Source organism: Caldimonas manganoxidans ATCC BAA-369 (assembly GCF_000381125.1).
Lineage (GTDB): Bacteria > Pseudomonadota > Gammaproteobacteria > Burkholderiales > Burkholderiaceae_C > Caldimonas > Caldimonas manganoxidans.
The window spans coordinates 163,494-184,761 of the sequence record NZ_KB905932.1; the positions used below are offsets into that span (position 1 = coordinate 163,494).

General features: G+C 64.6%; 20 protein-coding genes. 4 read left to right on the top strand and 16 right to left on the bottom strand.

From position 1 onward, the window contains the following. Positions 1–27 precede the first annotated feature (27 nt). The 4 genes from aceK to F615_RS0103770 all read right to left on the bottom strand — a co-directional run bounded on the left by aceK (position 28) and on the right by F615_RS0103770 (position 4,243). Positions 28–1,833 carry a bifunctional isocitrate dehydrogenase kinase/phosphatase gene (gene aceK / locus F615_RS0103755; RefSeq protein WP_019559837.1) on the bottom strand — a complete coding sequence of 602 codons (1,806 nt, stop codon included), beginning with the start codon at positions 1,831–1,833 and terminating at the stop codon, positions 28–30. Between the two features lie 198 nt (positions 1,834–2,031). Next, entirely contained in the window at positions 2,032–3,210 is a 1,179-nt protein-coding gene (locus F615_RS0103760; RefSeq protein WP_211211780.1) for an isovaleryl-CoA dehydrogenase, read from the bottom strand. Between the two features lie 42 nt (positions 3,211–3,252). Beyond that, complete coding sequence (locus F615_RS0103765; RefSeq protein ID WP_019559839.1) at positions 3,253–3,717, bottom strand: PaaI family thioesterase; 465 nt, start codon at positions 3,715–3,717, stop codon at positions 3,253–3,255. 100 nt (positions 3,718–3,817) lie between these two features. Further along, on the bottom strand, positions 3,818–4,243 hold the full coding sequence (locus tag F615_RS0103770; RefSeq protein ID WP_019559840.1) for a MerR family transcriptional regulator: 426 nt from the start codon (positions 4,241–4,243) through the stop codon (positions 3,818–3,820). 45 nt (positions 4,244–4,288) lie between these two features. On the opposite strand from F615_RS0103770, the gene F615_RS0103775 reads away from it, so the two are divergent. Further along, a complete protein-coding gene (locus tag F615_RS0103775; RefSeq protein WP_019559841.1) occupies positions 4,289–5,347 on the top strand; it encodes an MBL fold metallo-hydrolase in 1,059 nt (352 codons plus the stop codon). On the opposite strand, the gene F615_RS0103780 is transcribed toward F615_RS0103775, so the two are convergent. The 9 genes from F615_RS0103780 to F615_RS0103820 all read right to left on the bottom strand — a co-directional run bounded on the left by F615_RS0103780 (position 5,348) and on the right by F615_RS0103820 (position 14,475). After that, positions 5,348–6,472 carry a deoxyguanosinetriphosphate triphosphohydrolase gene (locus tag F615_RS0103780; RefSeq protein WP_019559842.1) on the bottom strand — a complete coding sequence of 375 codons (1,125 nt, stop codon included), beginning with the start codon at positions 6,470–6,472 and terminating at the stop codon, positions 5,348–5,350. It lies immediately after the preceding gene. 6 nt (positions 6,473–6,478) lie between these two features. Next, a complete protein-coding gene (aroB, locus tag F615_RS0103785) occupies positions 6,479–7,588 on the bottom strand; it encodes a 3-dehydroquinate synthase (protein WP_019559843.1) in 1,110 nt (369 codons plus the stop codon). 21 nt (positions 7,589–7,609) lie between these two features. Beyond that, a complete protein-coding gene (locus F615_RS20370; protein WP_232300966.1) occupies positions 7,610–8,155 on the bottom strand; it encodes a shikimate kinase in 546 nt (181 codons plus the stop codon). A 79-nt stretch (positions 8,156–8,234) separates the two neighbouring features. After that, positions 8,235–9,347, bottom strand: a complete 1,113-nt coding sequence (locus F615_RS20265) for a hypothetical protein (protein ID WP_156824528.1) — start codon at positions 9,345–9,347, stop codon at positions 8,235–8,237. A gap of 33 nt (positions 9,348–9,380) precedes the next feature. After that, positions 9,381–11,543, bottom strand: coding sequence for a type IV pilus secretin PilQ (locus F615_RS0103800; RefSeq protein WP_019559846.1), 2,163 nt, complete (start codon positions 11,541–11,543; stop codon positions 9,381–9,383). 5 nt (positions 11,544–11,548) lie between these two features. After that, positions 11,549–12,076: a pilus assembly protein PilP gene (locus F615_RS0103805; RefSeq protein WP_033370924.1), complete on the bottom strand. Its 528-nt coding sequence runs from the start codon at positions 12,074–12,076 to the stop codon at positions 11,549–11,551. A gap of 11 nt (positions 12,077–12,087) precedes the next feature. Continuing rightward, a complete protein-coding gene (locus F615_RS0103810; RefSeq protein ID WP_019559848.1) occupies positions 12,088–12,774 on the bottom strand; it encodes a type IV pilus inner membrane component PilO in 687 nt (228 codons plus the stop codon). A 10-nt stretch (positions 12,775–12,784) separates the two neighbouring features. Further along, the gene (locus F615_RS0103815; protein ID WP_019559849.1) at positions 12,785–13,399 is read right to left on the bottom strand and encodes a PilN domain-containing protein; all 615 of its coding nucleotides are present in this window, start codon (positions 13,397–13,399) and stop codon (positions 12,785–12,787) included. After that, the gene (locus F615_RS0103820) at positions 13,396–14,475 is read right to left on the bottom strand and encodes a pilus assembly protein PilM (protein WP_026329990.1); all 1,080 of its coding nucleotides are present in this window, start codon (positions 14,473–14,475) and stop codon (positions 13,396–13,398) included. Before F615_RS0103820 ends, F615_RS0103815 begins: the two co-directional genes overlap by 4 nt. Before the next feature lie 365 nt (positions 14,476–14,840). On the opposite strand from F615_RS0103820, the gene F615_RS0103825 reads away from it, so the two are divergent. Continuing rightward, a complete protein-coding gene (locus F615_RS0103825) occupies positions 14,841–17,207 on the top strand; it encodes a penicillin-binding protein 1A (protein ID WP_033370908.1) in 2,367 nt (788 codons plus the stop codon). Between the two features lie 66 nt (positions 17,208–17,273). Here the strand turns inward: F615_RS0103825 and cyaY are convergent, their stop codons facing one another. Then, complete coding sequence (gene cyaY / locus F615_RS0103830; RefSeq protein WP_019559852.1) at positions 17,274–17,627, bottom strand: iron donor protein CyaY; 354 nt, start codon at positions 17,625–17,627, stop codon at positions 17,274–17,276. A gap of 18 nt (positions 17,628–17,645) precedes the next feature. On the opposite strand from cyaY, the gene lptM reads away from it, so the two are divergent. Then, a complete protein-coding gene (lptM, locus tag F615_RS20375) occupies positions 17,646–17,825 on the top strand; it encodes an LPS translocon maturation chaperone LptM (protein ID WP_245558313.1) in 180 nt (59 codons plus the stop codon). Then, positions 17,822–19,090 (top strand): diaminopimelate decarboxylase, encoded by a 1,269-nt coding sequence (gene lysA / locus F615_RS0103835; protein ID WP_019559853.1) that lies wholly within the window; start codon positions 17,822–17,824, stop codon positions 19,088–19,090. The genes lptM and lysA overlap by 4 nt, the downstream gene beginning before the upstream one ends. Positions 19,091–19,115: 25 nt before the next feature. Here the strand turns inward: lysA and F615_RS0103840 are convergent, their stop codons facing one another. Both F615_RS0103840 and xerC read right to left on the bottom strand, forming a co-directional pair. Continuing rightward, positions 19,116–20,303, bottom strand: a complete 1,188-nt coding sequence (locus tag F615_RS0103840; protein ID WP_019559854.1) for a class I SAM-dependent rRNA methyltransferase — start codon at positions 20,301–20,303, stop codon at positions 19,116–19,118. 18 nt (positions 20,304–20,321) lie between these two features. After that, on the bottom strand, positions 20,322–21,263 hold the full coding sequence (gene xerC / locus F615_RS0103845; protein WP_019559855.1) for a tyrosine recombinase XerC: 942 nt from the start codon (positions 21,261–21,263) through the stop codon (positions 20,322–20,324). Positions 21,264–21,268 lie beyond the last annotated feature (5 nt).

Sequence of the window (21,268 nt, forward strand, 5' to 3'; positions counted from 1 at the left end):
CGGGAAACACGGGGAATGGGTCAAGCCTCAGGACACCGCAGCAGGATGGCCGGCCGCCTGGGGCGATGAGGGCGGCTGCGCCTGACGCAGCCGGACGAAGCGCTTGTGCGCCTCGTAAGGGAACACGTCGTGGACATGGCCGGCCAGGATGCGCTCCTTGTGCGCCTGCCAATAGGCCGGGTCGAGCAATTCGGCGTGGTGACGCATGAACACCTCGCGCACGGTCGGGTTGCTCAGCAAAAAGGGCCCAAAGGTTTCCGGGAAGACATCTTTCGGCCCCACGCTGTACCACACCTCGCCCGACAACTCTTCTTCCTCGGTACGCGGCTGGGGCACCTTGCGGAAATTGCAGTCGGTGAGGTATTCGATCTCGTCGTAGTCGTAAAACACCACTTTGCCATGCCGCGTGACGCCGAAGTTCTTCCAGAGCATGTCGCCCGGGAAGATGTTGGCCGCCACCAGGTCTTTGATGGCGTTGCCATACTCGATCACCGCGTGCTCGATTTGTGCTGGCGAGGCTTCCTGCAAGTAGATGTTGAGCGGAATCATGCGCCGCTCGATGTACAAATGACGAATGACCAGATCGTCGCCATCTTCTTCGATCTGGCTGCCGCAAAAATGCTTCAATTCAGCCACCAGCTCGTCTTCGAAACGCGAACGCGGAAACGCCACGTTCGAATACTCCAACGTGTCGGCCATGCGCCCGACGCGGTCGTGTGTCTTGACCAGCAAGTATTTGCGCTGGATCAGCTCGCGCGAGGTGTCTTTCTGCGGCGGATAGAAATCCTTGATGACCTTGAACACATAAGGAAACGAAGGCAGGTCGAACACCAACATGACCATGCCCTTGATGCCCGGCGCGATACGGAAGCGGTCGCTGGAATGCCTCAAGTGGTAGAGAAAATCGCGATAGAACAGGTTCTTGCCCTGCTTGTGCAGACCCAGCGCGTTGTAGATCTCCGACCGCGGCTTGCGAGGCATCAGCGAACGCAAGAATTGCACATACGCGGCCGGGATTTCCATGTCCACCATGAAATAGGCCCGCGCGAAGCTGAAGAGCATCTGCAGGTCGTCCTCGCCGAACAAGGCTGCATCGATGACCAACTGGCGCCGCGAGGTGTGCAAAATCGGCAGCGCAAACGGAATCTCGCGAAACCCGTTGACGATCTTGCCGACGATATAGGCTCCCTTGTTGCGGAAGAACAGCGACGACAACACCTGCAGCTGGAAGTTCGTGCGCAGCCGCACGTCGCCAAACTCCCTGCGCATGGCCTGCAACACGAAGTCCACATCGCGCCCCAGGTCCTCGAACTCCACGGCCAGCTGAAAATTCGTCACCACCCGCAGCAGCGTCTCGCGCAGGGTCTCGCGGGTCGGGTAATAGGCGCGGTAGGTCGGCTGCGAGCCCGGCTCGTCGTTCTCGAGGTATTCGGTCGAGATCGCCGGACGCACGAAGATGAAATCGTTGTGGAAGTAACTACGGTGCAAGATCTTGGTCGTCACCGAGTTGAAGAAGGTCTCGGCCAGCTCGGGCTGCAAATGATTGGTCAGCAAACCGATGTAGTGCAGCTTGACCTGGTGCCACACGTCCATCGGCAGCTCATGGGCGCTGAACTCCCGCTGCAAGCGCTCCACCGCCTCGGCCACACGCTTGTCGTAGAACTCGATGCGCTCGCGCTGCGCGCGCTGCTGGCCATGCCAGTCGGCCAACTCGAAGCGGCGCTTGGCCTCGATGCTGGTCTGGCGAAACAGACGGTAGTGCCGATTGAAACCCTCCAGCAGGGCCGCGGCAATGTGAAACGCGCGCGGATCCGTGAGCTTCTGAGGGAACATCCTGATCTCCGAAAAAGGGCTGCCCTGCGACGGCTGCCGCGCTGAGCCCTCCCTGACGGCCCAGCCGCGCCACGGCCGACGCGCCATCGACGTTCGACGCAGAAGGCCTGCGCTGGCGCCCGCCTTCCCGATCGACGCCAACGTATTGTGCAAAGGATCGGCCCGACCGTGTGCAAGCCGCAGCGTCTGCGGCCGCCCTCACATCGTCTCGGCGAACAACTCCCGCCCGATCAGCATGCGCCGGATCTCGCTGGTGCCCGCGCCGATTTCGTACAGCTTGGCATCGCGCCACAGCCGGCCCAAGGGATACTCATTGATGTACCCATTGCCGCCGAAGATCTGGATGCCTTCTCCGGCCATCCAGGTGGCCTTCTCGGCGCACCACAGGATCACGCTGGCGCAGTCCTTGCGCACCTGGCGCACATGCTCGCTGCCCAATCGATCCAAGTTCTTGCCCACGGTGTACAAGAAGGCGCGCGCCGCCTGCAGCGTGGTGTACATGTCGGCCAGCTTGCCTTGGATGAGTTGGAACTCACCAATGCTCTGGCCAAACTGCTTGCGATCGTGGATGTACGGGATGACGTTGTCCATCACCGCGTGCATGATGCCCACCGGCCCAGCGGCCAGCACCGCGCGCTCATAGTCCAGGCCGCTCATCAGCACCTTGGCACCACCGTTGACCGCGCCCAAGACATTGTCCGCCGGCACCTCGACGTTGTCGAACACCAGCTCACCGGTGTGGCTGCCACGCATGCCCAGCTTGTCGAGCTTTTGCGCCACCGAAAAGCCCTTCATGCCCTTCTCGACGATGAACGCCGTGATGCCGCGGGCGCCCAGCTCGGGCTCGGTTTTGGCATAGACCACCAAGGTATCGGCATCGGGCCCATTGGTGATCCACATCTTGCTGCCATTGAGCAGGTAGTAGCCGCCCTTGTCCTCGGCGCGCAGCTTCATGCTCACCACATCCGAGCCGGCGCCGGGCTCGCTCATGGCCAGCGCGCCCACATGCTCACCGCTGATCAGCTTGGGCAGGTACTTGCGCTTTTGGGCCTCGGTGCCATTGCGCCGGATCTGGTTGACGCACAGGTTGGAGTGCGCCCCGTACGACAGACCCACCGAAGCGCTGGCGCGGCTGATCTCCTCCATCGCGACCATGTGGGCCAAATAGCCCATGGCCGCCCCGCCATAGGCTTCTTCCACCGTGATGCCCAGCACGCCCAGCTCGCCCATCTTGCGCCACAGGTCCATCGGGAACTGGTCCGTGCGGTCGATCTCGGCCGCGCGCGGGGCGATCTCGGCCTGCGCGAAGGTGTGCACCGCCTCGCGCAGCGCGTCGATGTCTTCGCCAAGCTGAAAGTTGAGTCCGGGCACTTGCATGGTCATGGTTCCTTCGTCTACGAAAACTTCGCTGCTGGCCGCTCAATGCTGCACGTCGGGGCGTCCGAGCACGGTCATCAGCGTGGCGGTCATCGTGGCCACCAGGCGCGAGCCGGCCGCACCGACTTCCAAGGCCCGGCCATCGACCACCGAAATGCTGCGGCCGGCCTTGGTGACCTCGGCCTCGATGCGAAAGTCCGGCCCGCGCGCAGGCGCCAGCAGGTTCACCTTGAATTCGATGGTCAGCACCCCGGCCTGCGCCGGCATCAGGGAAAACGCGGCATAGCCGCAGGCCGAGTCCAGTGCGGTGGACACCACACCGGCATGCAAAAAACCATGCTGCTGAGTCAAGTCTTGCCGGTGACGCATCGTCAACACCACCCGCCCGGCTTGCACTTCTTCCAGCCCGATGCCCAGCGTAGCCATCACCGCTTGGCGCGCGAACGAAGCCCGCACCCGGGCAGCGAAGTCCGGGTCGGCCGGCACCCACTCATGCGCACGGGACATGGCACACTCCTTCGGCCTCGACGGCGAAAACCCACAGCCTAATTGACGTTGACGTAAACGTCAATTATGGCCTCCACCGCCGCCGCCCGGCCCAGGGGTGTCAGGCGCGTTTCTTGCGCTCGAATTCGTTCAACAAACGCCGCGCCTCGCGTTCGTGGCTGCTCACTTCCTCCAGTGTCACCTGCAAATCGGCCAGCTGCTGTTCGAGCTGCTCCCGATGGGCCGCCAGCACGACCAGAAACTTCTTCAACTGGGGCACGGTGTCGCGGGGCGACTCGTACATGTCCACCAGTTCCTTGATTTCGGCCAGGCTCAAGCCCAGCCGCTTGCCGCGCAAGGTCAGCTTCAGCCGCGTACGGTCGCGCGCGGTGTAGATGCGGTTGCGCCCGTTCGGGCCGCTGCGCTGCGGACTGAGCAGCCCGCAGTCTTCGTAAAAGCGGATGGCGCGCGTGGTCAGATCGAATTCACGCGCCAACTCACTGATGGTGTAGGTGGGCGACGCGGGGGTGACAGCAGAATTGGCCATGCCTGCCTATACTGGAACGAATGACGTTTACGTAAAGTGTAGCGAATGAACCCGCAGGAACAGCGTCTGCACTACCCGCTGGGGGAACGCCTGCCGCCGCCGGCTGGCAGCCTGGAGGTGGCCCCAGGCTTGCGCTGGGTGCGCATGGGCCTGCCCTTTGCGCTGGACCACATCAATCTGTGGCTGCTGCGCGACCGGCTCGACGGCCGAGAAGGCTGGACGCTGGTGGACTGCGGCATCGCCAACGAAACGACACGCCAGGCCTGGGAACGGATCTTCGCCCAGGAGCTCGACGGGCTGCCCGTGCTGCGTGTGATCGTCACGCACATGCACCCCGACCACATCGGCCTGGCCCACTGGCTGACCGCGCGTTTTCAGTGCCGAATGTGGATCAGCGCGACGGACTACCATGCCGCACGCGCGGCAAGCCTGCGCGCCGAGGGGCACGGCGGAGAGGCCGCCGCCGCTTTTTTTGCCAGCCACGGCCTCACCGAACCGGCATCGATCGAACAGGTGCGCCAACGTGGCAATTACTACGCCTCGATGGTGCCGCAGGTCCCCGAGCAGTTCCGCCGCCTGATGGACGGCCAAGTCCTGCGCATCGGCGATCGCGCTTGGCGATGCATTGCCGGCCATGGCCATGCCCCGGAGCACATCTCGCTGTACACCGAAGACGGCGGCCCGATGCTGATTGCCGGAGACATGCTGCTGCCGCGCATCTCCACCAATGTCAGCGTCTTCGACCTCGAACCGGAAGGCAACCCCCTGCCGCTGTACCTTGCCTCGATCCAAAGCCTGTGCAGCTTGCACGAACACACCTTGGTCCTGCCCTCGCACGGGCGCCCCTTCCTCGGACTGCACGAGCGGGTGCGGCAGTTGCAGGCGCACCATGCCGAACGCCTGCACGAAGTGATGCAGGCCTGTCGTCAGTCTCCGCGCAGCGCGGCCGACCTGCTGGGCGTCATGTTCAAGCGCCCGCTCGATCTGCACCAAACCACGTTTGCCATGGGCGAGGCCCTGGCCCATTTGCACGCCTTGTGGTTCGAGGGCCGCCTGCAGCGCCAACGCGCAGACGACGGGGTGTGGCGTTTCGCCACCCCCTGATCAAAACAGTCGCCGCCCCGTCAAGCGCTCGTGCTCGCGGATGGCAAAACGATCGGTCATGCCCGCGATATAGTCGGCAATCGCCCGGCGCCCCTTGCGCCCATCGCGCCAGTGATCGGCCGGCATCTCCCGCGGATCTTGCTCATAGGCGGCGAACAACTCCCGCACCACTTGCTTGCCGCGTTCGGTGGTCTCCACCACCTGCGGATGGCGATAGAGATTGGCGCGCAAGAAACGCTTCAGTTCATCGCTTTGGGCGCGCATGGCCGCGCTGAAGCTCACCAACACCGGCAAGGCACGCACTTCGTCCACATCCTTGGGTCGATGGATGGCCAAAGCCGCACGCGTCGCATCGATGACGTCATACACCTGGTCCGACAACATCCGGCGGATCGCCTCGGCCAGCACCCGCTTGGCCGGCAGATCAGGATGCTCACGCAACACCGCATGCCGGTAACGTGCCACCAAGGGCACCTCGTCCAGTTGCTCGAATCGCAACAGCCCCGAGCGCACGCCGTCATCGATGTCGTGCGCGTTGTAAGCGATTTCGTCGGCCAGATTGCACAGCTGGGCTTCCAGACTGGGCCGCGTGCCATCCAGAAAACGTCGCCCCACCTCCCCCAAGCGCTGAGCATTCGCGCGCGAGCAATGCTTGAGCACGCCTTCGCGGGTCTCGAAACTCAGATTCAAACCATCGAAGCCCGGATAGCGCTCCTCCAGCTCGTCGATCACCCGCAGGCTCTGCAGGTTGTGCTCGAAGCCACCGTCCTCGCGCATGCATTCGTTCAAGGCGTCTTGCCCAGCATGGCCGAACGGCGTGTGGCCCAGATCATGCGCCAGCGCAATCGCCTCGACCAAATCCTCGTGCAGCCCTAGCACCCGGGCGATGGATCGGCCCAATTGGGCCACTTCCAGCGAATGCGTCAGACGGGTGCGAAACAAATCGCCCTCGTGGTTCAGGAAGACCTGGGTCTTGTAGACCAGACGCCGGAACGCGGTGCTGTGCACGATGCGGTCGCGATCGCGCTGGAACGCGTTGCGAGTCGGCGCATCCGGCTCGGGATGACGCCGCCCCCGCGAGCGGGCCGGATCGCACGCATAGGGGGCGAGCATGGCGTCCTGCATCGGAGTTCAGGCCGTGCAGGCCTCGATCACTTCGGCCACCAGGGCCTCGGGCACCGCACGCACTGCCGCACGCCCCAGGGCCTCGATGACGACGAAGCGGATCTCCCCGCCTTCGTTCTTCTTGTCCACCCGCATCAGCTCGAGGTAACGCGGCACCCCCAAGCCGGGGCCCACCACTGGCAAGCCGGCGCGCTCGATCAGCCCACGCATGCGCTGGACGAAGCCATCGGGCATCCCGCCCAGGCGGGCCGACAGCTCGCTGGCCATCACCATGCCGCAGCCCACTGCCTCGCCATGCAGCCATTGGCCGTAGCCCAGCCCGGCCTCGATCGCATGCCCGAAGGTGTGGCCGAAGTTCAGGATCGCGCGCAAGCCGGACTCCCGCTCGTCCTGCCCCACCACTTGGGCCTTGATCTCACAAGAGCGACGCACTGCATAGGCCAGCGCAGCCTTGTCGCGGGCGCGCAAAGCATCGATGTGGGCCTCGATCCAGTCCAGAAATGCCGGGTCGGCGATCGGCCCGTACTTGATCACTTCGGCCAAGCCGGCCGACAGCTCACGCGCGGGCAGGGTGTCGAGCACATCCAGATCGCACACCACCCGCAGCGGCTGATAGAACGCACCGATCATGTTCTTGCCGCGCGGGTGGTTGATCGCCGTCTTGCCGCCGACCGAAGAATCCACCTGCGCCAGCAGCGTCGTGGGCACTTGCACGAAGGGCACCCCACGCATGAAACAAGCCGCGGCAAAGCCGGTCATGTCGCCGATCACCCCGCCGCCCAGTGCATACAACACCGTTTTGCGATCGCAGCCTGCGGCCAGCAAGGCATCGAAGATGCGGTCCAGCGTCGGCCAGTCTTTGTACGCCTCGCCATCGGGCAACACGATCTGGATCACCCGTTCATGCCGAGCCGCCAAGGCGCTGGCCAAACGCTCGGCATACAAGGGCGCGACCGTCTCGTTGCTGACGATGGCCGCCGTCCGGCTGTGCGGCAGCCCCGCATAGCTGTCCGACGACGCCAGCAGACCGGGGCCGATCAGGATGGAATAGCTGCGCTCGGCCAGTTCGACCGTCAACGTCTGAAACACCGGGGATACGAGACCGCGTTCTTGCATGCGCCGCAGTGTAGTGGATCGTCAAGCGCCCTCGGCCGACAAGGGCCACCGGCCGCTCAACTCCAGCTGCGTGGCAATGGTTTGGGTCAACAGGGCCACCGAGGGCCGCCCCGTCTCCACCGAGAAATGCGCCACCTCGCGGTACAACGGGTCACGCACCCGGTACAGTTCGCGCAACTTGGCCAAGGGATTGGCCACCTGCAGCAAAGGCCGTTGACGGTCATGGCGCAAGCGACGCGCCAAGTCCTCTGGCGAGGACCGCAGGTACACCACCGTGGCCCCTTGCGACAAAAGCCGCCGATTGTCTGCACGCAGCACGATGCCGCCACCGGTGGCCAGCACACCGCCACGAGGCTCGGCCAAAAGCTCGCGCAAGATATCGTGCTCGATCTGTCGAAACCGGTCTTCGCCTTCGCGTTCGAAAAAAGCCCGGATGGTCTCGCCCAAGCGCTTTTCGATCAACACATCGGTATCGATGAAATCAGCGCCCAAGCGCCGCGCCAGCTGGCGCCCAATGGTGGACTTGCCACTGCCGGGCAAGCCCACCAGGGCCACCGGCCTGGGCACGGTGGATTCGACAGAGCCTGGTCTTGTCTGCAATGGTCAGGCAACCGTGGAACGGTGGCGACTCGGCATCACCGCGGCCTCAAGGCAGCGTCACTGTCACCAGATTGCTTTCGAAAGTACCAAACTTGGCGACGACCGTCGCTGAAGCCCCCGAACAAGAAGTGCCCGAACCAACGAGACGATGCACCGTTGGGTAGACATCCCCATTGCTCACTTGCGCCGGAGACACGGAAATCGTGCACCCACTGGGCGCCCCCTGCACGGACAGGGTCGTCCCAGCAGGCGCAGCAGTGCGGTTGGTCCCAAAGTCCGAGTACAAACGAACTTCCGCCGGCGCGCCGGTGGCCTCCAGCCCCATAAAACGTGGATCCGACACCGGAAGCACGATGCGCGTGCGAATGATTGAGCGGCCCCACACCCCATCACACGTATCAGGAACAGACCGCGGAATGGAGTTGCTGTTCAGATAGTTGGGATATGCCGTCGGGAAAGAACAGGCCACCGTCCCGATACCCAAAGAACCCGAGGCCGTCGCGCCAAGGTTGAGCTCATCGAACCCGGATTCGTAAGCTTCGCTTTCATTGTCATCGCGGAACAATCGACCCGCATCCCAGAAAGGTTCGCCAGAGTCGTAGCGACCGTTGCCATTCACATCGACATAGGCCTCTTCGCCATCCAACCAGGCCAGGATCGTCACGAAACCATCGGCAGGCCGCCGGTTCTGCGTCGCAAAGGTCACGCTGCATGCGCTGATGTTCGCGCTCGTTCCTGTCACCCCAGACAAGGTACAGGACGTCTGGATCTGACCGCCTTCGGTGGAAAACTGCACCCGCGTGCCTTCTGGCACCGGGTTGCCTGCGGTATCGGTCACACGGACGGAAATCGTTGTCTCATCACCATCGATCGACCAGTCCAACGCGTACTTTTCCGCCGAAATCGACAACGATTTTTGCGTGGGGACGTTGGTGCTGACATCCGAAATCCCTCCGCCAGAGGAGCTTCCGCCGCTACCCGATCCCGAGCCGGATCCGGACCCCGAGCCTCCACCATACAAAGGATCCCCTGCGCTTCCTCCTCCGCCGCCACAGGCCCCCAGCACCATCGCCGCGGCGACGATCGCCCCCACATCCCTCAATCGTTTTGCGATACCAGCCATTGAAAGACCTTTGAATGTATTTGCCTCAGCCGACATGCGTGTGTGCGGTCAACACGCGCCAGCGCGCCCTCACTGCACCCCGCCGCGCTCGGAGACGATGCGCGGGGTGAGGAAGACCAACAACTCGGTTTTCTCGCGAGACGTGCCGCGCTGCTTGAACAGGTGGCCCAACACCGGGATGTCTCCCAGCAAGGGCACCTTGCTGACGTCCTCACGCTCGCTCATCGTGAAGATGCCGCCGATCACGACCGTGCCGCCGTTTTCCACCAGCACTTGGGTCTTCACATGCTTGGTGTCGATCGCATAGCCGCCGGGCGTCAGGATGCCCGGGGTGTCTTTGTTGACGTCTACATCCAGGATGATGCCGCCTTCGGGCGTGATCTGCGGTTTGACCTCGAGCTTGAGGCTGGCCTTGCGGAATTCCACGCTGGTAGCACCGCTGGAGGTGGCGTTCTGATAGGGCAGCTCGGTGCCCTGCTCGATCAGCGCGGTCACCTGGTCGGCCGTGATGACGCGCGGGCTGGACACGACGCGACCGCGCCCATCGGCTTCCAGGGCCGAAATCTCCAGATTGAGAAAACGGTTGGCCGTGGAGCTGAACAAAGACAGCGCCAGCGACGCCGGATTGGCCCCATCGATGGACTGCGCCGGCAGGTTCACGAAATAGCTGTTCGGGATGTAGCTTCCCCCGGTGACGGCGGTTTGCAGGGTTTGCTCGCCGATGCCGAGGTAGGTGCCGCCGATGCCGATGCGGTTGTTGCCCCCCAGGCTCCAGCCCGGCGTGCCGCCCCGGATCCCGCGCAAGTCGGTCGCGCCCAGCTTCACCCCCAACTGGCGGCCAAAGCTGTCATCGGCCTCGACGATGCGCGCCTCGATCATGACCTGCCGCACTGGAATGTCGATCTTGCTGATGAGCTGTTGCACTTCTTCCAGCTTGGAGGCGATGTCCGTGATGAACAGCTGGTTGGTGCGCGGCTCGGCTATGACGCTGCCGCGCGGCGTGAGGATGCGCATGCCGCCAGCGCCACCGCCCGGCGCCCCGGGCACACCGGCCCCACCGCCGGAGCCGACCAAGCTGCGCACCACGTCGGTGGCCTTGGCATAGTTGAGCTGGAAGGACTGGGTGCGCAAGGGTTCGAGCTGGGCGATCTGGGCCTTGGCCTCCAGTTCGAGCTTCTCTTTGGCCGCGATTTCATCTTTGGGCGCCACCCACAGCACGTTGCCAGTCTTGCGGTAGCCCAGTCCCTTGGCCTGCAAAATGATTTCCAGGGCCTGATCCCAGGGCACGTCGCGCAAGCGCAGCGTGACATTGCCGGTCACGGAGTCGCTGGTCACGACGTTGAAGTTGGTGAAATCGGCGATCACCTGCAACAGTGAACGCACCTCGATGTTCTGGAAGTTCAGCGAGAGCTTCTCGCCCTGGAAGCTGGGGCCTTGCACCAGACGGTTGGGATCTTCCTTCTGCGGCCGCACCTCCAGCACGAACTGATTGTCGGTTTGGTAGGCGCTGTGCTCCCAGTTGCCGAACGGCTGGACGACCATCCGCACCATGTCACCGACTTGCGTGGCGGTGACCGTCTGCACCGGGGTGCCAAAATCGGTCACGTCCAAGCGACGGCGCAAGCTGTCGGGCAGGCTCGTGCGCGGGAACTCCACGACCAGGTTCGCACCTTGCTGCCGAATGTCCACGCCGACCTGGGTGCTGGGCAAATCGACCACCACGCGACCCGCACCTGCGGCACCGCGGCGGAAATCAATGCCGCGCAAGGCCTGCACGGTCTCGTTGGCGCTGGGGGCGAAATGCACGGTGCTGCCTGCGGCAGCGGCCGCCTGCGCGGTGTTTTCCAGCACCAGCAGCAAAGCATTGCCTTGGAGCTGCGCGGTGTAGCTGGCCGGCTGCTTCAGGTTGAGCACGATGCGGGTGCGCTCGCCCGACTGGGCCACGACCGCCGAGCGCACATTGCCCTGATTGATGTCCAGGTTGGAGCGCGGCAGCTCACTGGAGACGCCCGGCAGGTCGATGGCGATGCGCGGCGGGGTCTGCACGGTAAAGCCATTGGGCACGGCCTGCAGCGGTTGGGACAACTCGATGCGCACGACTTCGGCGCCCGCACTCTGGCTGGCGCTGATCGAGCGGATGGCCGCCTGGGCCAAGGCCAACACCGGTGCCACGAACAAGACCAGCCCCAGGGCGCCGATGCGCAGGTTCTTCCTCTTGGTGTGTTGCTGCATGGTTCTCATTGGGTCTTCTCCTGAAGCTGCAGGCTGCTGGTGCGCTCGATCCACTCACCAGCGGCGTCCTGAACGATCTCCCGGAGAGAAACCTCCGTCTCGGTGATACGGGTGATGCGGCCGTAGTTTTGCCCCAGGTAGTCGCCCACCTTGACCTGGTAGAGCAGGTTGTCCACGCGCAGCAAGGCGTACTGGCGCCCCTGACGGGACACACTGCCGACCATGGTCATGCTGTCCAGGGGATAGGCCTCGAGCGGTTCGCGCCGCCGGTTGAGCTCGGCAGCAATCAGCGAGTTGGGTTGGCGGGCCTCCTGCTTGAGCGCCACGGACAGCTTCTGGACGCTGAAGGGATCGACCCCGTCGGCGGCCACATAGGCCTGAGGGTTGAAGGTCTTGGGGGGATCCAGCGGAACGACGCGGGGCTGCACCTCGCGCTTTTGCTGCTCCATCCACGCCTGCAACTCATCCTGCGGCCCGCCGCAGCCCGACAGGGCAGCCAGTGCGGCCACCACGGGCACGGCGCGCGACATCATCGACCGGAAGATCATTTCTTGCCCCCCTGCTTGGCAGCCTCGGCCTTGGCCTTGCGCTGTGCTTCGATCTCCGACGGATCCAGATAGCGGTAGGTGCGCGCCGTCGCTTCCATGGCCAGCGCCCCGCTGGCATCGCCAGCCTTGGGCACGGCCACGTTGAGGCCGTGCAAGGTCACGATACGCGAGAGATTGGCGATGTCGGCCGTGAAGGCGCCGATGTCATGGTAGCGACCGGTCACGCGGATCGCGATGGGCAGTTCGGCGTAATAGTCCTTGACGACCACTTGGCCAGGACGGAACAACTCGAACTGCAAGGCCCGACCCAGACCGGCCTGGTTGATGTCCGACAGCAAGGCGTCCATCTCGGCCTTGCCCGGCAGTTGCTTCTCGAGCTGGGTGACGTATTCCTGCACCTGCAGGCGCTGCTTGCGCAGCTCGCCCAGGTTGACCGCCTGGGCCAGCTTGCTGCGGTAGGTCTGTTTCAATTCGGGCTCGCGGTTGCGCTCGGCCTCCAGCAGGTCGGATTCGCCCGTCAGCACCAGAAACCACCCCAGCACCACCACGGCGACGGCCGCCAGCAGCCACACGGTCACCTGCGGGAGGATGGGCCACTGGCCGGGCTCGTTCGGATCCAGCCCCCGGAACTGCGAGGCGATCTCGTCCGACAGCTCGCTCAAATTGAGGTTTGCTTTGGCCATGACGTCTTCCTCAAGAAGGCGAACCCACCGGCGCGCTGGCCGCCGCAGCCGGCGCCGAAGCATCCTGCGGACGCTTGAGCGACACGCGCATCGAAAATTCGAAGAGCCGGCGCTGTTCGCGCCCATCGGTGCGCACGTTGGCCGCCTTGATCTCGATGAGCTCGGGACGCTCCAGCCACGTGGAGTTGTAAGCCGTGTTGCGCAACATCTCGGACACGCGCTCGTTGGTCTGAGCCACCCCGTTGATGGACACGGCCTGCCCATCTTGTCGGATGGCCGTCAGGTACACGCCTTCGGGCGTTTGGCGCACCAACTCGTTGAGCAGGTGCACGGGCATGTTGCGATCGGTCTGCAAATCCTCCACGGCCCGCTGCCGCGCCTTGAGCGCTTCGATCTCCGCGCGCAGGTTGGCAATGTCTTTGATCTGCTCGTCGAGCTTGGCGATTTCCTGCTGCAAGAAGGCGTTGCGCTCTTGCTGGGTGGAGATCATTTGTTGCAGCACGGCATACCACAGTGCCACGATGAGCGCCCCGCCCAAGGCCGAGAAGCCCAGAACGGCAAAAAAGGCTTGCTTGCGGCGGCGGCGTTTTTCTTCCCGGTGGGGAAGCAGGTTGATGAGGATCATTGCAGGAACCTCCGCATCGCCAAGCCGCACGCCGTCAGGTAGGACGGCGCCTCCCGGCGCAGCTTGCTCTCACGCACGCTGGAGCCGAGCTTCATGCCTTCGAAGGGATTGACGATCATCGAGGCGAAGCCGGTCTGCGCGGTGACGCGCTCCTTCAGGCCGGGCAAGGCGGCGCTGCCACCGGCCAGCATCACGTAGTGCACCTTGTGATGCGGCGTGCTGGTGAAGAAGTACTGCAGCGCGCGGCCGACTTCCTGGGCCATGCTGTCCACGAAAGGATTGAGGATGGTTTGCTCGTAGTCCTCGGGCAGGTCCCCGGCGAGCTTCTTCTGCTCGGCCTCCTCGAACGAGAAGCCGTACTGGCGGGAAATCAGCTGGGTGAGCTGGCTGCCGCCAAAGGCTTGGTCACGGTCGTACAGCAGCTCATCGTCTCGCAGCACTTTCAGGCTCGTGGTCTCGGCGCCGATTTCGAACAAAGCCACCAGCATGTCGCGCCCTTCGTTGGGCAAGGCCCGGATCAGGCGGCTGACGGCCAAGCGCGAGGCATGTGATTCGATGTCGAGCACCACCGGCTTGAGCCCTGCGGCCTCGGCCAAGCCCTGACGGTCCTGCACCCGGTCTTTGCGGGACGCAGCGATCAACACTTCCACATCGCCCGCCGAGGTGGGGCTGGGGCCGATCACGCAAAAGTCCAGGCTGACCTCATCGAGCGAGAAGGGAATGTATTGGTTGGCTTCGGACTCGACTTGCATTTCGAGCTCTTCTTCACGCAAGCCCGCCGGCAGCACGATCTTCTTGGTGATCACCGAGGACTGTGGCATGGCCATGGCCACATGCTTGGTGCGTGTGCCGCTCTTGACCACCACGCGGCGTACCGCCTCGGCCACCTCGTCGAACTTCTCGATCTGGCCATCGGCGATCCAGCCCTTTTCGAAACTCTCGGTCGCGAAACGTTCGACGACGTATTCGCCAGAAGCAGTCTGCCCCAGCTCGACCAGCTTCACGCTGGACGAGCTGATGTCCAGCCCGACAAGCGGCGGATGCTTGCGGCCCAGCAAAACGTCAAGAAAGCTCACGGAGTCCCCCAACGGCAGGAAAGGTGCGCCGGATTGTTAATAAGTTACTTCAATGCTAGCAGTAAACCCTTTGTGCAACAAAGATTTTTTCACGGTTTGAACGTTTGTTTCCGTTGCCAAAAGTGAACGCCAAAACCCGGCTTGCGGGAGAACCCTGAGCCCGCCTCGAGATTGAAACAAACTGTGTCCGAATGCGGCGCGCATGCGCGGCGGATATCGTCCACGCAGCCGTCGCCGCCGCAGGGCTGTTCCTATAATCCTCGCATCGGCGGCCCACCGCCCCCGCGGCGCACGGCGCCGGGGCAAATGCTGGCCCGGGGCCGGCTTGTCCGCTCTTTGCGTAGCGGCCCATCGAAAGCGCATGCATGTCTGAATCTTCCCGCTCGTCTTCGCCGCAGGGTCGCTCTGCTGGGCCCTCCTGGGCTCGATGGACGGCCCGTTTAGTCGCCTGGGCGTTGGGGCTGATGGCCGCCGCCACAGCCGCTGGCGCAATGCTGGCGGCCATCGCGCTGGCCGTGGCTTACCCCAATCTGCCTGACATCGATGGCCTGACCGACTATCGACCCAAGCTGCCGATGCGGGTGTTCTCCGCCGACGGCGTGCTGCTGGGGGAGTTCGGTGAGGAGCGCCGCAAGTTCGTGCCGATCGAGCAGATCCCCGCGGTGATGAAACACGCGGTCTTGGCCATCGAGGATGCGCGTTTCTACGATCACAGCGGCATCGATTACAAGGGCATGTTGCGGGCAGCCCTGGCCAACTTCGGTTCGGTCGGCAGCCAAGGCGCCTCGACGATCACGATGCAGGTGGCCCGCAATTTCTATCTGTCTTCCGAGAAAACTCTTACCCGCAAGATCTACGAGGTGCTGCTGGCGCTCAAGATCGAGAGCCTGTTGAGCAAGGACGAGATCCTCGAGCTCTACATGAACCAGATTTACCTCGGCCAGCGGGCCTATGGCTTTGCTGCCGCCGCGGAGATCTATTTCGGCAAGGATCTGAAAGACATCAGCATCGCCGAGGCAGCGATGCTGGCCGGTCTGCCCAAGGCGCCCACGGCCTACAACCCGATCCGCAACCCGCCGCGTGCGCGGGTGCGCCAGCAGTACATCATCGACCGCATGCTGGACAACGGTTTCATCACGGAAGAACAACACGCAGCAGCCAAGGCCGAGGTGCTGCGCTACCGGCAGGCTGCGGCCCTGCCGGTGCATGCCGAGTACGTGGCCGAAACCGCCCGTCAGCTCATCCACAACCAGTATGGCGAAGAGAGCTACACACGGGGGCTGAACGTCTACACCACGATCCGCTCGGACGAGCAGGCCGCCGCCTATCGCGCGCTGCGCAAAGGCATCATGGATTACGAGCGCCGTCAGTGGTATCGCGGCCCCGAAGGCCATGTGGATCTGCCCAAGGACCCGGACCAGATCGATGCCCGGGTGGCCGAGGCGCTGGTGGAGCACCCAGACAATGACGAAGTGCGCGCCGCCGTCGTGCTCGAGGTCGACCCGAAGAAGGTCGTGGCCATGCTGGCCGACGGGCAAACCGTCACGGTGCAAGGCGAGGGCCTGCGTCCGGCCCAGTCCGGCCTGTCCCCCAAGGCCAAACCGAACATCCAGATCCGTGTGGGCTCGGTGATTCGGGTCATCGATTTGGGCCGCGCGGGCTGGTCGATCACGCAACTGCCCGAGGTGGAAGGGGCCTTCGTCTCGCTCGACCCGCGCACGGGCCAGATTCGCGCGCTGGTCGGCGGCTTCGACTACGCCAAGAACCGCTTCAACCATGTCACCCAGGCCTGGCGCCAACCCGGCTCGAGCTTCAAGCCCTTCATTTACTCGGCTGCGCTGGAGCGCGGATTCACCCCGGCCACGGTGGTCAATGACGCGCCGCTGTTCTATGACGCGTCGACCACCGGCAGCAAGCCCTGGGAACCCAAAAACTACGATGGCACTTTCGATGGGCCGATGTCGCTGCGTCGAGCGCTCGCCCGCTCGAAGAACATGGTGTCCATTCGGATATTGGAAGCCATCACCCCGGCCTATGCGCAGGAATGGGCGACGCGCTTTGGCTTCGACCCAGAACGCCACCCGCCTTATCTGACGCTGGCCCTGGGCGCCGGTTCGGTCACCCCGCTGCAAATGGCCGCTGCCTATGCGGTATTCGCCAATGGCGGCTACCGGGTGCCGCCCTCGCTGATCACCAAAGTCACCGACAACCGCGGCCGGGTGCTCGTGGAGCATGCCCCCGCGCCGCTGGACGAGTCGATGCGCGCGATCGATCCACGCAATGCCTTCGTGATGAGCAGTCTGCTGCAAGAAGTCACCCGCAGCGGCACGGCGGCCCGGGCCCAGGCCACGCTGAAGCGGCCCGACCTGTACGGCAAGACCGGCACCACCAACGACGCCATGGACGCTTGGTTCGCCGGCTACCAGCCCCAGGTGGTGGCCGTGGTGTGGATCGGCTATGACACGCCGCGCAAACTGGGCGAACGCGAAACCGGCGGCGGCCTGGCGCTGCCGGTGTGGATCGACTACATGGCCACGGCACTCAAGGGTGTACCCGTCAGCGAGCTCGACCCACCGCCAGGGTTGGTCCAAGCCGGCGGCGAATGGTTCTACGAGGAATACGCCCACGGCGCCGGGGTCACGAGTCTGGGCATGGACTCCTCGCCGGCACCGAGTTCCACCCCCACCCCGGAAGAGGAACGGCGCAGCATCCTGGACTTGTTCAGGCCGTGATCGGACCGGGTCGATGACCCGACAGGGCGCCTCGTGCGCCCTCCTCCACGGGCCGCGTCGCCCGCCTCAGCGCGCCGGAGGGGGCAAGGGCTGACCCGCCAAGTCGCTGGCGCACTGCACGAGCCGCTCGAAGAACTCGCCACCGTCTCGGGTATCGAGCCAGCGGCCTTGGACATACTTGTAGTGATAGCCCCCAGAGCGGGCCGCCAGCCAGATTTCGTGCAAGGGCGGCTGGGTGTTGAGAACCAGCTTGGCTCCACTAGGAAAGACGAGTTCGAGCAAGCCCCCGGTGCGGTGGGTGTCGATGTCGATCACATCGTCTTCGAGCAGGCGGTCCACCCAGGCTTCCACCGTGGCGAGCACGGCTTGCGCGCGTTCGTGGTATTCGCTGTCGCTCAAGGGGGTGGGGTCGAGGGCCATCGCCGATAGAATCCGCGCATGTCGAAACGGGCAATCATTCTAGCGGCCGCTGCGCTGACGCTCCTGCCAGTAGGCCTATCGGCCTGCGGCCAGAAGGGGCCGCTGTACCTGCCTGCCGCGTCCCCGGCGGCCACTGCCGCCGCCGGGCCGGCTTCGGCGCCCGCTGCCTCCTCCCCTTCTGCCTCACGTCCCCAATGAAATTGCCCGGCGCTCCTTTTCTCGCCTACCGGGGCGAGTCGCTGTATCTCGACGGCTGTGAGCTGACGGCCTTGGCCGATCGTTTCGGCACCCCGCTGTATGTGTACTCGCAGGCCGCGATGCTGGCGGCGCTGGCGCCCTATCAATCCGCTTTGGCCGGCCGCGATCATCTGATCTGCTACGCGGTGAAGGCCAATTCCAATCTGGCCGTGCTGCAGACCTTCGCACGCGCCGGATGTGGTTTCGACATCGTCTCCGGCGGCGAGCTCGAGCGCGTGCTGGCCGCTGGCGCAAGTGCCGATCGCGTGGTGTTCTCCGGCGTGGGCAAGACCCGCGAGGAAATGCGCGCAGCGCTGCGGGCCGGCGTGAAGTGCTTCAATGTGGAAAGCGAAGCCGAGCTGGAGGTGCTGTCGGCCGTGGCCGTGCAAGAAGGGATCGAGGCGCGCGTGAGTCTGCGCGTGAACCCCGATGTGGATGCAGGCACCCATCCCTACATTTCCACCGGGTTGAAATCGAACAAGTTCGGCGTGGCCCATGGCCGCGCCGTGAGCACCTACTGCCGGGCCGCGGCTTTGCCGGGCCTGTCCATCGTGGGGATCGACTGTCACATCGGCTCGCAAATCACCGAAATCGCCCCGTATCTGGACGCGCTGGACCGCGTGCTCGATTTGGTCGAGGCGATCGAGGCCCAAGGCATCGCGCTGCATCACCTGGACCTGGGCGGTGGCTTGGGCATCACCTACACCGATGAACACCCACCGGGGGCGGACGATCTGATCGGTGCTTTGCTGGCCCGTCTGGATGCGCGCGGCCAGGGTCACCGCATGCTGATGTTCGAGCCCGGGCGCTCGCTGGTGGGCAATGCCGGCGTGCTGCTGACCGAGACGCTCTACCTCAAGCCGGGAGATGAAAAGAACTTCTGCATCGTCGATGCCGCGATGAACGATTTGATGCGCCCGGCCATGTATGAGGCCACGATGGCCATCGTGCCGTGCCGCCAGCGCCCAGACCCGGCGCAGCGCTATGACGTGGTGGGGCCGGTGTGCGAATCGGGCGACTGGCTGGGCCGCGACCGCTGGCTGGCCGTGCAACCCGGGGACCGGCTGGCCGTGCTGTCGGCAGGGGCTTATGGCATGAGCATGGCCAGCAACTACAACACCCGTGGACGGGCCGCCGAGGTGCTGGTCGTCGGCGACCAGGCGCATTTGGTACGACAGCGCGAGCAGCCGGCCGAGCTCTTTGGCGGCGAGCGGCTGCTGCCTTGAAGCCGCTCGCCGCCCCGCCAGGGATTCAGTCGGCGTGCTTGAGGATGGCCAAGCCCTTGAGATATTCCCCTTCGGGAAAACAAATGGTCATCGGATGATCCGGCGCGGCCTCCAGACGTGACAGGATCATGCCATCCACCCCGGCGTCGAGCCCAGCCCCGGCGACGATTTTGTGGAACAGTTCGGCCCCGATGCCGCCGGAGCAGGAAAACGTCAGCAGCAATCCCCCGGGGGCCAGCAGCTTGAAGGCCAGGCGGTTGATGTCCTTGTAGGCGCGTGCCGCGCGCTGTGCATGGGCCGCCGAGGGCGCGAACTTGGGCGGATCGAGCACGATGGCATCGAAGCGGCGGCCTTCGTGCAGGAAGCGACGCAGCGTGTCGTTCACATCGGCATCGAGGGTTTGGTGACGCGCAAGCTCGAAGCCATTGAGCTTCACATGGGCTTGCGCCCGAGCCAGTGCCGGTGCGGAGGAGTCCACACTGAGCACTTCCCGCGCCCCACCGGCCAGTGCGGCGACACTGAAGCCGCCGGTGTAGCTGTAGCAGTTGAGCACCCGTTGGCAGCCGAAATGGCGCACCCATTGCGCGAAGCGTTGCCGGTTGTCGCGCTGATCGAGGTAGTAGCCGGTCTTGTGGCCTTCGGCCACGTCCAGCGTGAGTTGCCAGCCATGTTCGCGGATGGTGATCTCGGTGGGCCCCTCCCCCAGCAGCCAACCGCGCTGCGCAGGCAACCCCTCCAGCGCACGCACGCCTGAGTCCGAGCGCTCGTACAGGCGGGTCAAGCCAGTGGCCGCCAGCAATTGGTCGGCGATCACGGCTTTCCAACGCTCGGTGCCGGCCGACAAGAACTGGGCGCTGAGCGTATCCCCGTAACGGTCGACGATGAGACCGGGCAGACCATCGGCTTCGCCGTGGATCAAGCGCACGGCATCGCTGTCGATGGGCAGACGCGCACGCAGCGCCAAGGCACGCGCAATGCGGCGCTGGAAAAAATCCGCATCGATGCGTTCGGCCTCGTCGAAGCTCCAGGCGCGGGCCCGGATCATCGAGGCCGGGCTGTACGCGGCCCAAGCGAGAAAGCGGCCATCATGGGCCTGGATGCGCACGGTGTCGCCGGCGCCGGCTTGGCCACGCGCAATCGACCCCTGAAAAACCCAAGGGTGTTGACGCAGCAAGGAACGCTCCTTGCCTTCGCGCAGGATGATGGTGTTCATGGCAACGAAGCAGCGAATTCAGGATTTACGACGTGCCCGCGGATGGGCCGCGTCATAGGCCCGGGCGAGGTGTTGAAAGTCCAGCCGGGTGTAGATCTGGGTGGTGGTGATATGGGCATGCCCCAGCAATTCCTGCACCGCGCGCAGATCGCCGCTGGATTGCAGCAGGTGCGAGGCAAACGAGTGTCGCAGCATGTGTGGATGGACCCGTGTGGGCACGCCGGCCTGCAGCGCGCGCCGCGACAGGCGCACGCGGATCTGCGCAACCGACAAGCGGCGACCACGCTCGCTCAGCAGCAGCGCGGCCTCCTCGCCGCGCAGCAGGCGCGGGCGCACCGCCAACCATTCGCGCAAGGCTTGGCAGGCCGCCCGCCCCAGTGGCACGCTGCGCCGCTTGCCCCCTTTGCCCAAGACATGCACTTCGGCACCGTCCAGATCGACCCAGCCGCGGCCTGCCGCTGTGGCGTGCACATCCAGCCCCGCCAGCTCGCTGACGCGCAAGCCGCAACCGTAGAGCAACTCGACGATGCAGCGATCGCGCACCGCCAGCACGGGGTCGTCGGCCGCGGCGGGGGCCTGCTCGGCCAGGGCCACCGACTGCTCCACCGACAAGGCTTTGGGCAGGAGCTTGGGCGCCTTGGGCGCTTTGATCCCATCGACCGGGTTGTGGGCCAGGCGGCCCTGCCGCCCCCACCAACGGTAACACCCGCGCCAAGCGCTGAGGATGCGCGCCAGGCTGCGCGCGGACAACCCCGCCGCATGCAGGCGGCCCAGCCAACGGCGCACGTGATGCGCCTGCACGTCTTCCAAGGCCACGCCGGACTCGTCGGCCAAGCGGACCAACTGGGCCAGGTCGCTCGTGTAGGCACGCAAGGTCAGCTCGGCCACGCGCCGCTGCGCGCGCAGGTGCTCGAGATAGCTCTCGATGGGAGGCGGCAACGACGGGTCCTTCATCGTCATTCGGA